15 protein-coding genes are annotated in these 13525 nt (G+C 65.0%); 7 read left to right on the plus strand and 8 right to left on the minus strand.

Annotation, left to right across the window (positions count from 1 at the left end; genetic code table 11):
* Positions 1-8: 8 nt before the first annotated feature.
* Both AC2FL1_RS03260 and AC2FL1_RS03265 read left to right on the plus strand, forming a co-directional pair.
* Positions 9-1220: an RSP_2647 family RNA methyltransferase gene (locus tag AC2FL1_RS03260; protein ID WP_496875961.1), complete on the plus strand. Its 1212-nt coding sequence runs from the start codon at positions 9-11 to the stop codon at positions 1218-1220.
* Entirely contained in the window at positions 1217-1771 is a 555-nt protein-coding gene (locus AC2FL1_RS03265; protein ID WP_496875962.1) for an RSP_2648 family PIN domain-containing protein, read from the plus strand. Before AC2FL1_RS03260 ends, AC2FL1_RS03265 begins: the two co-directional genes overlap by 4 nt.
* On the opposite strand, the gene AC2FL1_RS03270 is transcribed toward AC2FL1_RS03265, so the two are convergent.
* The 6 genes from AC2FL1_RS03270 to AC2FL1_RS03295 all read right to left on the minus strand — a co-directional run bounded on the left by AC2FL1_RS03270 (position 1763) and on the right by AC2FL1_RS03295 (position 7457).
* Entirely contained in the window at positions 1763-2746 is a 984-nt protein-coding gene (locus AC2FL1_RS03270) for an LLM class flavin-dependent oxidoreductase (protein WP_496875963.1), read from the minus strand. The genes AC2FL1_RS03265 and AC2FL1_RS03270 overlap by 9 nt on opposite strands.
* An 18-nt stretch (positions 2747-2764) precedes the next feature.
* Complete coding sequence (locus tag AC2FL1_RS03275; RefSeq protein ID WP_234145440.1) at positions 2765-3451, minus strand: M48 family metalloprotease; 687 nt, start codon at positions 3449-3451, stop codon at positions 2765-2767.
* Between the two features lie 182 nt (positions 3452-3633).
* A complete protein-coding gene (locus AC2FL1_RS03280; RefSeq protein WP_234145442.1) occupies positions 3634-4818 on the minus strand; it encodes a vWA domain-containing protein in 1185 nt (394 codons plus the stop codon).
* Between the two features lie 4 nt (positions 4819-4822).
* Positions 4823-4990 carry a hypothetical protein gene (locus AC2FL1_RS03285; protein WP_011048221.1) on the minus strand — a complete coding sequence of 56 codons (168 nt, stop codon included), beginning with the start codon at positions 4988-4990 and terminating at the stop codon, positions 4823-4825.
* 7 nt (positions 4991-4997) lie between these two features.
* Positions 4998-6407 (minus strand): DUF2927 domain-containing protein, encoded by a 1410-nt coding sequence (locus tag AC2FL1_RS03290; protein WP_496875964.1) that lies wholly within the window; start codon positions 6405-6407, stop codon positions 4998-5000.
* Positions 6408-6611: 204 nt separating this feature from the next.
* Positions 6612-7457 (minus strand): AAA family ATPase, encoded by an 846-nt coding sequence (locus AC2FL1_RS03295; RefSeq protein ID WP_234145444.1) that lies wholly within the window; start codon positions 7455-7457, stop codon positions 6612-6614.
* 335 nt (positions 7458-7792) lie between these two features.
* Between AC2FL1_RS03295 and dksA the strand changes: the two genes are divergently transcribed.
* Both dksA and AC2FL1_RS03305 read left to right on the plus strand, forming a co-directional pair.
* Positions 7793-8269, plus strand: coding sequence for an RNA polymerase-binding protein DksA (gene dksA, locus AC2FL1_RS03300; protein ID WP_496827613.1), 477 nt, complete (start codon positions 7793-7795; stop codon positions 8267-8269).
* 72 nt (positions 8270-8341) lie between these two features.
* On the plus strand, positions 8342-9514 hold the full coding sequence (locus AC2FL1_RS03305) for an FAD-dependent monooxygenase (protein WP_496875965.1): 1173 nt from the start codon (positions 8342-8344) through the stop codon (positions 9512-9514).
* Between the two features lie 86 nt (positions 9515-9600).
* On the opposite strand, the gene xth is transcribed toward AC2FL1_RS03305, so the two are convergent.
* The gene (xth, locus tag AC2FL1_RS03310; RefSeq protein WP_496875966.1) at positions 9601-10407 is read right to left on the minus strand and encodes an exodeoxyribonuclease III; all 807 of its coding nucleotides are present in this window, start codon (positions 10405-10407) and stop codon (positions 9601-9603) included.
* Between the two features lie 346 nt (positions 10408-10753).
* On the opposite strand from xth, the gene AC2FL1_RS03315 reads away from it, so the two are divergent.
* Genes AC2FL1_RS03315 through AC2FL1_RS03325 form a run of 3 tightly spaced genes read left to right on the plus strand, consistent with a single transcriptional unit; the run spans position 10754 to position 13181 of the window.
* Entirely contained in the window at positions 10754-11161 is a 408-nt protein-coding gene (locus tag AC2FL1_RS03315; protein ID WP_496827619.1) for a hypothetical protein, read from the plus strand.
* 59 nt (positions 11162-11220) lie between these two features.
* On the plus strand, positions 11221-12297 hold the full coding sequence (locus AC2FL1_RS03320; protein WP_496875967.1) for a DUF6902 family protein: 1077 nt from the start codon (positions 11221-11223) through the stop codon (positions 12295-12297).
* The gene (locus tag AC2FL1_RS03325; protein WP_496875968.1) at positions 12294-13181 is read left to right on the plus strand and encodes a DMT family transporter; all 888 of its coding nucleotides are present in this window, start codon (positions 12294-12296) and stop codon (positions 13179-13181) included. The genes AC2FL1_RS03320 and AC2FL1_RS03325 overlap by 4 nt, the downstream gene beginning before the upstream one ends.
* A 4-nt stretch (positions 13182-13185) precedes the next feature.
* Here the strand turns inward: AC2FL1_RS03325 and AC2FL1_RS03330 are convergent, their stop codons facing one another.
* On the minus strand, positions 13186-13509 hold the full coding sequence (locus tag AC2FL1_RS03330; protein ID WP_496827625.1) for a HesB/IscA family protein: 324 nt from the start codon (positions 13507-13509) through the stop codon (positions 13186-13188).
* Positions 13510-13525: the final 16 nt, after the last annotated feature.

Genomic DNA, 13525 nt, shown 5'->3' on the forward strand with positions numbered 1-13525 from the left:
GGGCGCTCATGACAGCGCCCTCTGACGTTTTTGACCGTCCCCGCATCCGCCTGAAGCCCAAGGCAAACGCCCGTGCCATCCGTCACGGGGCGCCTTGGGTATTCGACAACGAGGTGGTCACCGACCGCCGCACGCGCAAGATCGCGCCGGGCACGGTTGCGGTGCTCGAGGATGACAACCGCGCGCCGCTGGGGCTGGTGGCGGTCAATCCCGGCTCGCGCATCCTGGCCCGGATGCTGGACCGCGACCCCGAGGCGGAGTTGAACGCCGCATGGTTCGAGGCGCGGCTGACCCGGGCGCTGGCGCTGCGCGCACGCCTGTTTGACGCCCCCTTTTACCGTCTTGTCCACGCCGAAGCCGACGGGTTCCCCGGTGTCATCATCGACCGGTTCGGTGACGCCTGCGTGATTCAGCCCAATGCCGCCTGGGCCGAGGCGCATCTGGAACTGCTGAGTGCTGCGCTGATCAAGGTGACTGGTGTCAGCACGGTTCTGAAAAATGCCTCGGGGCGTACGCGCGCGCTCGAAGGGCTCGACGATCAAAACGCGGTGCTGGCCGGGGCTGCCCCCACTGCACCGGTGCCGGTGCTGATGAATGGCGCCACTTATATGGCCGACCTGACCGGTGGCCAGAAAACCGGCCTGTTCTACGACCAGCGCCCCAACCATGCCTTTGCCGCGCGGCTGGCGGGGCAGGGCGCGCGGGTGCTCGACGTGTTCTCTCATGTGGGCGGCTTTGCGCTGGCGATGCTGGCCGGCGGCGCGGGCAGCGCATTGGCGGTCGATGGCTCGGCCCCGGCGCTGGCGCTGGCCGAACAGGGGGCGCTGGCCTCGGGTCTGGCCGGGCGGTTCGAGACGCGGCAGGGCGACGCCTTTGACGTGCTGACCGCGTTGGGCGAGGAAGGCGAGACATTCGACGTGGTGATCTGTGATCCGCCCGCCTTTGCGCCCTCGAAACAGGCGCTGGACGCGGGGCTGCGTGCGTATGAACGGGTTGCACGGCTGGCTGCGGCGCTGGTGCGCCCGGGCGGCTATCTGGGCCTCTGCTCCTGCTCGCATGCCGCCGATCTGTCGCGCTTCCGCGAGGCCAGCGTGCGCGGCATCGGCCGCGCCGGGCGCAGCGCGCAGCTGATCCACACTGGCTTTGCCGGGGCGGATCATCCGCAGCTGCCGCAACTGGCCGAGAGCGGTTATCTCAAGGCGGTGTTCTTTCGGCTGTGAAAGCGGTGCTCGACACTTGCGTGATCTATCCCACGGTCATGCGCGAGATGCTGCTGGGCGCGGCGCGGCTGGGGCATTTCACTCCGCTCTGGTCGGCCCGCATCCTTGAGGAATGGGCGCGCGCGGCGGTCAAGCTGGGACCGGCGGGAGAGGCTCAGGCGCGCGCCGAGATCGCCCTGACCCGCGCCGCCTGGCCGAAAGCCGAAGTGCCGCACGCTCCGGGTGTCGAGGCACGCCTGTGGCTGCCCGATCCGGCGGATATCCATGTGCTGGCCACCGCCGTTGCCGGGTCGGCGGATGTGATCGTGACCCTCAACCGCGCCGATTTTCCGCGCAATATCCTGGCCGAGGAAGGGCTGGAGCGGATCGACCCGGATGCGTTCCTTTTGCAATTTTTCAATGACGATCCAGAGGGTTTCGCGCGCATGGCGGCAAAAGTGCTGGATGAGGCCAACCGTCTGTCGGGCGAGACATGGACCCTGCGCAGCCTGATGAAGAAGGCGCGGCTGCCCCGGCTGGGCAAGGCGCTGGAACACCACCGCTCAGAGTGAGCGCAGGATCCCGGCTGCGATCTCGAACGAGCGTTTGCGCGCGGTGTGATCGTGGATTTGCCCGGTCAGGATCACCTCGTCGGGCTGATATCTGTTGATGATGCGGGTCAGATCGGCGCGCACCGTCTCGGGGCTGCCCACCGCCGAGACGCTGAGCGCGGCATTCACCCCGGCCAGCGTGGCGCGATCCAGATGCGCGGCGATATCGTCAACCGGCGTCGGCAGTTTGCCGGGCCGCCCCAGCCTGAGCCGGGCAAAGGCCTGTTGCATGGTGGTGCGCAGGCGCACCCCCTCGGCATCGGTTTCAGCGGCAAAGACATTGATCGCCATCATCGCATGGGGGTGGCCCAGATAGACCGAGGGGCGGAAGCTGCGGCGATAGACCTCCAGCGCCTCTTCCAGCGCCTGAGGCGCGAAATGCGAGGCAAAGGCGTAAGGCAAGCCCAACTGCGCGGCCAGCTGCGCGCCATAGAGGCTGGAGCCCAGGATCCAGACCGGCACATGGGTGTTCTGGCCGGGAAAGGCGCGCACCCGTGCCTCTGGATCCTCGGGGCCAAGAAAGCCGATCAGGTCGATCACATCCTGTGGGAAACTGTCCTGTTGTGACAGACCCCGGCGCAGCGCGCGGGCGGTAGCCATATCGGTGCCGGGCGCCCGACCCAGGCCCAGGTCGAAGCGGTCGCCATAGAGCGACGCCAGCGTGCCAAAGGCCTCGGCCACCATATAGGGCGCATGATTGGGCAGCATGATGCCGCCCGCGCCGATCCGCATTGTCTTGGTCCGGCTTGCAATATGGCCGATCAGCACCGCGGTCGCGGCGCTGGCGATGCCGGGCATGTTGTGATGCTCGGCCAGCCAGTAGCGATGATAGCCCAAGGCCTCGGCATGTGCGGCCAGATCGCCGCTGTTGGCCAGCGCCTGGGGAATATCGCTGCCCTCGGGCACCGGGGCAAGGTCGAGCAAGGAATAGAGCATGCGGGTCGGTCCTGAGGATCAATGCGCCTGCCAGCGCGCTTCGAGCCGGTCAAGTGCGGCGATGCGCTCGGCGGTTTTGGGATGACTGAGCAGCCATGCGGGCGCCACCCCGGCGCGCTGCGCAGTGAGCGCGTCAAGCTTGTGAAACAGCGCCTTTTGCGGCGCCACACCGATGCCGGCCTTGGTCAGCAGGGCGGCGGCATAGGCGTCGGCCTCATATTCGTCGGCGCGACTTAGTCGCGCGGCAAGCAGGGTGGTCAGCATATTGGCGATCCAGACCCCGAAAAAGGGGATGAAACGGCCCAGCAGCATGGCCAGCGCGGTGCGCATGGCGTTCTGGCCGGAAAAGTCGATCATCCGGCGCCGCGAATGGCCCAGCGCCACATGCCCCAGCTCATGCGCAATGACCGAGGTCAACTCTTCGCCGGTGACCTCGCCGCTTTGATATTTTCGATAGAAGCCGCGGGTGATGAAGATGCGCCCGTCTGGCGCGGCCAGCCCGTTGACCGGGTCGATCTCGTAGATATGCACCGGCACCCGCGCCACGCCCAGCGCCGCCGCCAGCCGGTCGGTCAGCCGTTTCAGCGCCGGGTCGGCCAGCTCGGTCGAGCGGGCATCCAGCTCGCGCCGGGTCCGCCAGGCCGAGAAATGGTACATGGCAAAGGCGTAGAGAACCGCCAGCAGGATCGGGGTGACGCGCAACATGGTTCAGATATGGGGCGTTCCGGGGTCCGGGGCAAGCGGCAAGCCGCCGATGACGGGGCGGCACGGTGGGCAGGGCGCCATCCTGGGCAGAGTTCTGCCCTTTTATCCGGTGATGTGGACAGGGTTAACGCTGGGGTCGTGTACTGAATGCATGACGCTGCTGGCCGCCGCGCAGCTGACGGTCAGCGGGTCAGCACCCGCATGCCCTGTTCCAGCCCCGACAGGGTCATCGGCACCATACGGTCCTCGAATATCTCGCGGATCATGCCGATCGAATGGGTATAGTCCCAGTATTTCTCGGGCACCGGGTTGATCCAGAGGTTGCTGGCCCATTGCTCGCGCGCGCGCGCCAGCCAGACCTGGCCTGCCTCCTGGTTCCAATGCTCGTTGGCACCGCCGGGATAGGCGATTTCGTAGGGGCTCATCGAGGCATCGCCCACAAAGATGCATTTGTAATCCGGCCCATAGGTGCGCAGCACCTCATGGGTGGGAATCTGCGCATCCCAGCGGCGGCGGTTGTCGCGCCAGACACCTTCGTAGAGGCAATTGTGGAAGTAGTAATACTCAAGATGCTTGAACTCGGCGCGCGCCGCTGAAAACAGCTCTTCGACCACTTTCACATGAGGGTCCATCGAGCCGCCCACGTCAAGGAACAGCACCACCTTGACCGCGTTATGCCGTTCGGGCCGTTCCTTGACGTCCAGATAGCCGTGTTCGGCGGTGGCGCGGATGGTGCCGTCCAGGTCCAGTTCCATCGCCGCGCCCTCGCGCGCCCAGCGGCGCAGCCGTTTCAGCGCCACCTTGATGTTGCGGGTGCCCAGTTCGACCGTGTCGTCGAGGTTCTTGAACTCGCGCTTGTCCCAGACCTTGACCGCGCGCTGGTGGCGGCTTTCCTTCTGGCCGATGCGCACCCCTTCGGGGTTGTAGCCATAGGCGCCAAAGGGCGAGGTGCCGGCGGTGCCGATCCACTTGTTGCCGCCTTGGTGGCGGCCCTCTTGTTCCTTGAGCCGCTCGCGCAGCGTCTCCATCAGCTTGTCGAACCCGCCCAGCGCCTCGATCTCGGCCTTTTCTTCGGGCGACAGGTGTTTCTCGGCCATCTTCTCCAGCCAGTCGGCGGGGATGTCCACGGCCTCCATCACCTGCTCAAAGGTGATCTCTTCGAGCCCCTTGAAACTGGCGGCAAAGGCGCGGTCGAACTTGTCGATATTGCGCTCGTCCTTCACCATCGAGACGCGGGCCAGGTAATAGAAGGCCTCGACATCGTAAGTGGCCAGCCCCTTTTTCATGCCTTCGAGAAAGGTCAGGTATTCGCGCAGCGACACCGGCACCCCGGCTTTGCGCAAATTCTCGAAAAAGGGCAGGAACATCGGCTCAGACCATCAGACGGTGGATCACCAATGTTGCTATCATCCCAAGGAGCGCGAAGGCAATCGCGTAGCCCGCAGCATATTGCGCGATATCCGCGGTTGTGCCGTTACGTCGCTTGGCGGTCAGCCCGCCAAGCAGGGCGCCAAACAGCGCCGCTGCGATGACAATCATGCGTTTCTTACCCGCCCAGTGCGTTGCGGGGGTTCAGCGCCGCGATCTCCTGCATCTTGGCCCGAACCGCCCAGTCAGAGCCGAACCCGTACCGCGCCCAGCCGACGCTGTCCAGCCGCAGGTCGCGGGCCGCGTCGGTTTTGCCCAACAGGGTCAGCGCCTCGGCCTCGAGCATCATCAGGGTAGCCAGCAGCGCCGCATTCTCGGCCTGGGCGGCCACGTCGCGCATCGGGCGCAACTGGGCCAGCGCCCCGGCACCATCGCCGCGCGAGATGGCAAAGGCGGCGGTCTGGGTCGTCACATAGGCCTGGTGCAGCCGGGTGCCCGGTGTCGATTGCAGCACCTGCATGGCGGTCATGAAATGCCGCTGTGCCAGGTCGGGATCGGCGGTTTGCAGCATGCGGCCCAGCATGTAGTGGCCAAAGGCGCGGCGCTGGTCCACCCAGCCCCAGGACTGGGCCATCTGCGCGGCTCGGCTGGCGGCGTCCAGCCGGGCCTGATAGGCCGTTCCGGGGCCAAGTGCGGCCTGCACCTGATCGATCCAGGCGCGCGGGGTCGAGACGACCGGCTGCGCGGCAACGGTGACGCCGCGCGGGTTGAGCCGGCCCAGAAGGTCGGGCAGCACCGCGGCGACCTGGGCCTGGCTCATGCCGCTGCGCAGCTCCGGCGCATAGGTGGCACGCAGCACCAGCATGTCGAACCCAGTCAGGATGGTGTGGATATTGTCGTCGTTGAACACCGAATCCGGCAGGCGGTAGAGGTCGTTGAGCGGCCCGATTGCCTGCGCCAGTTCCTCGTGCAGGCAGTCGCGCAGTTCCTGCGGGCTGCTGTCATAAGGCACGAAGATGCCCAGCCGCTCGCGCTTGCGCAGGTTGGCCCAGTTGGTCTTGTCCTTGCGGCGGTCACGGCGGAATTCGGCCAGGCTCGATACGTTGGGAACCACGAAACAGGCGGCATGGGGCAGGGCGCGGCCAATCTCCTCGCGGCTGACAGCTTCGATGGTGATATTGGCGCTGGCGTCGCTGACCTGACGGATGTCGATCCCGGCCTCGCCGCGCAGGCGCCCCAGCAGCCGGGTCAGATCCGGTTGCAGGCTGGCGGGCGGCGAACCGGTCACGCGCACGGTGATCGGGGTCTCGAACCGGGTAAACACCGGCAGGTCGCGCCCGCTTTCCAGCTGGAAATGCAGGGCGAGGAAATCGGCCGCGATATTGCCGTTCGACCGTTGCGGCGGCTGTACCCGTGTGGTGCCAAAGCTTTTCATCGGCTCCAGCGTCAGGCCGGGCGTCTGCGCGCGGGTCGGCGTATCCTCGAGCGGGACTGTATCACAGGCGGCAAGGCCGAGGCCCGAGACCAGGGCAAGCGCCCGGAACAGCGGGCGGGAGACGGCACGGGAAAAGGCGCTTTTGACTGTCATCGTGTTACTGCTGCTCAACGTTACCAAACCTGTCAATCTTTGTCGGGGCGTAAGGTTACCGCTCTGACAAGGACATGGTGGCATCCGCAGCCCTCCGGGGGCAAGCGCGCGAAGGACGATTAAGGCCCCGTTTACCACTTTTTTGGAAACAAAAAGGGCGACTCGAAACGAACCGCCCTCGATCTGTCACCAATTTCGCGTGAATCAGCGTTTGCCCCGCGCCATGAAGGCCAGCCGTTCGAACAGGTGCACGTCCTGTTCGTTCTTGAGCAGCGCACCATGCAGTTTCGGCAGCGCATTGGCCCCGTCGCGGCGCAGATCCTCGGCGGTCAGATCCTCGGCCAGCAGCAGTTTCAGCCAGTCGATCACCTCGGACGTCGAGGGTTTCTTCTTCAACCCCTGTGTCTCGCGAATCTCGTAGAACTGGGTCAGTGCGGCGGTCAGCAGCGTTTCCTTGATGCCGGGATGATGTACCTCGACGATGCGGCGCATGGTGGCCTCGTCCGGGAAGCGGATATAGTGAAAGAAACAGCGCCGCAGAAACGCGTCGGGCAGTTCCTTTTCGTTGTTCGAGGTGATGATGACGATGGGGCGCTGCCGGGCGCGGATGGTCTGGCCAGTCTCGTAGACATGGAACTCCATCTTGTCGAGCTCCTGCAACAGGTCGTTGGGGAACTCGATATCGGCCTTGTCGATCTCGTCGATCAACAGAACCACTTTCTCGTCCGCGTCAAAGGCCTGCCACAGCTTGCCCTTCTTGATGTAGTTGCTCACATCATGCACGCGCTCCTCGCCCAGTTGGCTGTCGCGCAGACGGCTGACCGCGTCATATTCATAGAGGCCCTGCTGTGCACGAGTGGTAGACTTCACGTTCCACTCGATCATCCGCAACCCCAGCGCGCCCGCGACCTGTTTGGCCAACTCGGTCTTGCCGGTGCCGGGCTCGCCCTTGACCAGCAGCGGGCGCTCCAGCGTCACGGCGGCGTTTACGGCAATCGTCAGATCGTCGGTCGCCACATATTCGGCGGTCCCCTGGAAACGTGCGGTCATGGCGGCCCTCATCCTGTCGTGCTTGGCCTTCAGGTAAAGCGCGCGTTTCGCTTTGGCAAGGCGCGCCGCCGCGTCGCGCCCGAGACCGGAAACAGGCTGTTTCCCTCCGCAAGGCTTACAAATTGAGCCTTTCCTCTGCATATGTCGTAACGTCAGTTTCCACCCGAGCTCTGTGGTGCCGGCCCGAATTCATAAAAAAACAAGGGTTTGCGCCTAGTTTTCAGCGGGTGCGATGAATTGCCGGTCAGGGCGGATTTTTGGCCGCCGTCACTTGTCTTTGTGTAGTGACATTCCCTGGCTCGTCGGATAAACGCTGCGGCAGAAGGGGGAGCCGAATGTCTGAACATATTACCGAAACGGACGTTGTAGGCCAGACCGAGGGAGCACAGATGAAGCCGGAATCCTTTCTGCCGGAAGACTATCGCCCGGCCGAAGACGAGCCTTTCATGAATGATCGTCAGCTTGAGTATTTCCGCCGCAAGCTGATCAACTGGAAACACGAATTGATGGCGGGCAGCCGCGACACGATCGAAGGGTTGCAAGACAGCACGCGCAACATTCCCGACGTGGCCGACCGCGCCAGCGAAGAGACGGACAGGGCGCTGGAACTCAGAACCCGCGATCGTCAGCGCAAGCTGGTCGCCAAGATCGACGCCGCGCTGCGTCGCATCGATGACGGTGAATATGGCTACTGCCAGGTGACCGGTGACCCGATCTCGCTCAAGCGTCTGGATGCGCGCCCGATCGCGACCATGACGCTCGAAGCGCAGGAACGCCACGAGCGCCGGGAAAAAGTCCATCGCGACGATTGATGTCGCGACCTGCGACAATCAGCGGAAACGCCGGGGCCTTTCGCCCCGGCGTTTTTGCGTTAAAGGGGGCGCATGGGAATGTTCGGAACCAGGATCATCGTGGTGGGCGCCGGGATCGGCGGCCTGGCGGCGGCGCTGGCGCTCAAGGCGCGCGGCGCCGATGTCACGGTGCTGGAACAGGCCGATGCCATCGCCGAAGTGGGCGCCGGGATCCAGGTCAGCCCCAATGGCGCCGCGGTCTTGGGCGCGCTGGGGCTTGGCCCGGCCTTCGAGGAGATTTCGGTCCGGGGTCGCGCGGTGGTGTTGTCGGACTACCGCCGTCCGGGAGAGGTGGTGCGGCTCGACCTGGTGCGCCATGCGGGCGACCAGCGTTATGCCTTCGTACATCGTGCGGACCTCGTCGACCTTCTGGCCGAGGCGGTGCGCCGGGCAGGCGTGCATGTCAGGCTGTTGCAGAAAGTGGACCGTGTCGATCCCGGGTCACCACCGGTCCTGCATATGTGCAATGGGGCCCATCTGACGGCCGATCTGGTGGTGGGGGCAGACGGGCTGCACTCGCGCGCCCGCGCCGCGCTGAACGGGGCGGGCAAACCTTTCTTCACCGGTCAGGTTGCGTGGCGCGCGACCGTACCCAACATGGTCGGCCTGCCGGACGAGGCGCGGGTCTATATGGGGCCGGGGCGACATCTGGTCTGCTACCCGCTGCGGGGTGGAAGCCTGGTCAATCTGGTCGCGGTGCAGGAGCGCAACGACTGGACCGCCGAAAGCTGGAGCCAGTCCGACGACCCCGCCAACCTGCGCGCCGCGTTTGCAGATTTCACCGGCCTGCCCGCCGCCCTTCTGGCGCAGGTCAGCGCGCCAGGCCTCTGGGGTCTGTTCCGTCATCCGGTGGCGGAAACCTGGCATCGGGGCCGGGTCACTCTGGTCGGCGACGCGGCCCACCCGACGCTGCCTTTCATGGCACAGGGCGCCAACATGGCGCTCGAAGACGCCTGGGTGCTGGCCGATGAACTGGGGAAGGCGCCGGGGATCGAACTGGGTTTGGCCGCCTATCAGGCCCGCCGTCAGGCCCGCGCCCGCCGGGTGATCGCGGCGGCTAACGGCAATGCCTGGAAATACCACCTGCGCAGCCCGCTGCGCGGTCCCGCGCATCTGGCCCTGTCGCTGGGCGGCAGGCTGGCGCCCGCCCGCATGGTGCGCCAGTTCGACTGGCTCTACCGCCATGACGTGACAAAGGGCGCGTAAACGGCCCTCTCTTTCTTCTGTTCGAAAATACCTCGGGGGAGTCGCGCTTGCGCGGCGGGGGCAGCGCCCCCGGACCCCCCGGCGGCTCAGATATCCAGCTCGACCCAGACAGGCACGTGATCGGACGGCTTGTCGCCGCCGCGTACCTCCTTGTCGATACCGCAATCGCGCATCAGGTCGGCGGCCTGCGGGGTCAGCAGGAAATGGTCGATGCGGATACCGTCATTGCGGTTCCAGGCGCCGGCCTGATAGTCCCAGAACGAGTAATGACCCGGCCCCTGCACCCGTGCTCGGAACGCCTCGGTAAAGCCCAGGTTCAGGATCCGGCGAAAGGCGGCGCGACTTTCGGGCCGAAACAGCGCGTCCTCGCGCCAGGCCTCGGGGCGCTTGGCGTCCTCGGCTTGCGGGATGATATTGTAATCCCCCGCCATAAGCGCCGGTTCCTCTGCCGCCAACAGCTCTGCCGCGCGGGTCCGCAGCCGCTCCATCCAGCGCAGCTTGTAGTCGTACTTTCCGCCCGGCACTGCGTTGCCTTCCTCGGTCAGTTCGACCGGGTTGCCATTGGGCAGGTAGAGCCCGCAGATCCGCAGCGCCTGTTTGCCCACCACCGTGGCCTCGATCCAGCGCGCCTGTTCGTCGCTCTCGTCGCCCGGTAGCCCGCGCGAGACATCCTCGAGCGGAAGTTTCGACAGGATCGCCACCCCGTTGAAGCCTTTCTGGCCATGCGTTTCCACGTTATATCCGCGCTCTTCGAACAGATCGCGGGGGAAAGCCTCGTCCACCGACTTGATCTCTTGCAGCAGCACGACATCGGGTTGGGCGTTATCCAGCCAGTTTGGGAGCGCCTGGGCGCGGGCCTTGATCCCGTTGATGTTGAACGTGGCGATCTTCATGTCCGGGTCCCCCGTGCTGGCTTTGCCCCGATCTATCCCCGATCCCGGCGGCGGGGGCAAGCGATGCAAGAACCCGCAGATCGGCAAGTTCGGGCGAATTCGTCCCGCCGATTCGCTCTGAAGTTGCCGAACTTTTGCCCCAATTCGCTGAATTTTCGGGTTGTGGATAAATTTTTTTCAATGATTTCCGTGGCCTACAATTTTATTGAATGACTTATTTTTGCCTAATTTCCTTAATGTGGATAACTCATTATTTTGCAACGCATGATTGAAAAATATCTTTTCGAGAGCCGTCGGTCCTGCAACCGTGAGGGGGTCATCAACACCAACTCTGGGGGACAGACCAATGACTGCCATGCTCAAGATCAACCAAATCCAAGGCGAAATCAAAGACGGTGCCAGCATGATGGATGGCGACGTAACGGAAATGTTCTCGTCCGGCTCCGCGCCGACAACCTCGGCCCGCGCCATGATGGGCGAGGGCGTTCAGATGTTCTCGACCAGCTGCCAGGCCACGGGCGCCGACACCGCCACAGGCGAGGGCGTTCAGATGTTCTCGACCAGCTGTCAGGCCACGGGCGCCGACACCGCCACGGGCGAGGGCGTTCAGATGTTCTCGACCAGCTGCCAGGCCTCGGGCACCAACACCAGCGCGGGCGAAGGCACCCAGATGTTCTCGACCAGCTGCGAGAAGGTGGGCGCGGTTGCGGTCAAGCTGGGCGAAGGCACCCAGATGTTCTCGTCGGGCAGCTGAGTACGCAACAGGGAAGGGCCGGGCGTTTGTTGGACGCCGCGAAACACGGGAGAACTCTCATGTCGAACGTCATCCAGCTGAACGCCCGGCGCCCAAGCTTCGGGCCCCTTCGGGGGCTCGCGGCGCTGATCGAAGGCTTTGCCAGCCATCGCCGGTTCGGAGACGATGTATTCTGGCTCAAGGAAAATGCCGAACTGCTGAACATTCTGGAATGCACCGGCCAGGCACCGGGCCAGGTGGCGCTTGAGCCGCATCTGGCCTTTTACACCGACCTGCCAGAGCGGTTGCGCTTCTTTCCGCAATATTACCGGTTCCTGCTGTCGATCTGCCTCGATCTCGAGGATCTGGGGATGCCGGGCGATACCGGGGCTGAACTGGCGGACTGGGTGGCGCGGCAGGGCCTGCCCGAGGCGGAACTGTCCGATTTGCAGCGGGCCGAGGCGCGCCGCCTGCTGGCCCGGCGCGGCGTCGCGATGTCGTCGCGCGATGCGGGTCTGACCGCGCGGCTGCATGATTTCATCGCGCGTTCCGAGACTTTTGCACTGCCCAACAAGAAGGCCGCCTATGAGCTGACCCATATCGTGTTCTACCTGTCCGAATACGGGCGGCGTGCCCCGAACCTGCCGGCCGAGGCGCTTGTCAGCCTCGAATATGCGGGTCTATTGGCCTATCTGGAACAAAACGCGGATCTTTTGGCAGAAATCTGTGTCGCGATGCGCTATGCTGGCGCAAAGCCCTCGCCGATCTGGGAAAACTGGCTGGCGGGCGCACTGGGGGGATTTACCCTTCGCAGCGGAGCGCAGGCCGAGATGCAGGACGATTATCACGAATATCTGGTCTGCGCCTGGGCCGGGCTGGCGGCGGGGCGCGGTGCGCCCGCGCAGGCGGTGGCGCAAGGCCCGGTCTCGTTTCACCGGGCGGCCAATTGGGGCGGACCGCTGCGCGAGATTTCCGAATGTATCTACCGGATGGGCCCGGCGCGCAGTGGCGACTGGGACCGGATGCGTCCGCAGATCGCGGCGCAGCTGAGCGAGACCGGCCATGACATCCTGACCGAGGCCGAGGCCAGCAGCCCGCGGTTCGATGCCTTCTTTGCCGGTTTTGCCCGCAGCAGCCTGATGCGGGTGGCGGGGTGAGGGCGGCGCTGACAGGCGGGGGGCTGGTTCTGGCCTATACGGCGGTGATCTCCTCTGCCGACGCCATCACCAAACTCATCGCCCAGGGGTATGCGGCGCCACAGCTCTACGCGATCTCGGGGCTCATCGTTGCGGCGATCAGCCTCGCGGCGGCGCGGGGGAACCGGGCGCGGGCGCTCAGAACCGTCTGCCCCCACGCCATGATGTTGCGGGCGTTGGCAACGGTGGTGGCCTCGCTCTGCTTCTTTCATACCTTCCGGCTGCTGCCTTTTGCAGATGTCTTTGTCTTTATCGGCCTGATGCCGATCGTGGCGGCGCTGATGTCGGGGCTGATGCTGGACGAACATGCCCGTCCGGCGGCCTGGGCGGCGCTGGTGGCGGGCTTTGTGGGCGTGCTCTGCCTGATGCCGGGGGGCATCGGTGCCATCGGGGCGGGGCATCTCTGGGCGCTGGGCGGGGTGGTGACGGGCACTTTCTCGCTGATCCTGTCGCGCTATATCGGCCGCCATGAAAGCAACGCACTGGCGCAGGTGTTTTATCCGAACCTGGCACTGGGCCTTAGCATGACGGCGGCGCTGCCTTTTGTCTGGGTGCCGATGCCGATGCTGGATCTCGCCTGGGTCGGCGCCTATGCGGCGCTGCTGTTTCTTGCGCGCTGGCTGCTGGTGATCGCGCTGCGACTTCTGGCGGCCTATGTAGTCACGCCGCTGTTGAACCTGCAATTCGTCTGGATGGTGGCGCTGGGCGCGCTGGCCTTCGGCGAATGGCCCGCGCCGATGACCTGGCTGGGCGCTGCCATCGTGATGGTCTCGGGTCTCTACCTACTGTGGGATCAAATGGCCCCAACGCGTGAACGCGAACTGAGCCTGCGCACCGATCCCTGAGGCCTCAGATCGAGAACGAGGTGCCGCAGCCGCAAGAGGCGGTGGCATTGGGATTGTCGATCACGAAACGGGCGCCGATCAGCTCTTCGGAAAAGTCTATGACGGCGTTTTCCAGAAACGGCAGCGACACCGCGTCGACCACCACCCGCTGACCCTGGCCCTCGAGCACCAGATCGTCATCCTTGGGTTCGTCCAAAGCGATCTCGTATTGAAAGCCGGAACAGCCGCCGCCTTCGACCGCGACGCGCAGCGCCTGGCCCTGATCCGCGGCGCCAATCTCGGCCAGCCGGGCAAAGGCGCGGTCGGTGACTTTGGGGGGCAGGCGCATCGCGGTCTCCACGGTT

This window comes from Ruegeria sp. YKSF070 (assembly GCF_059612725.1).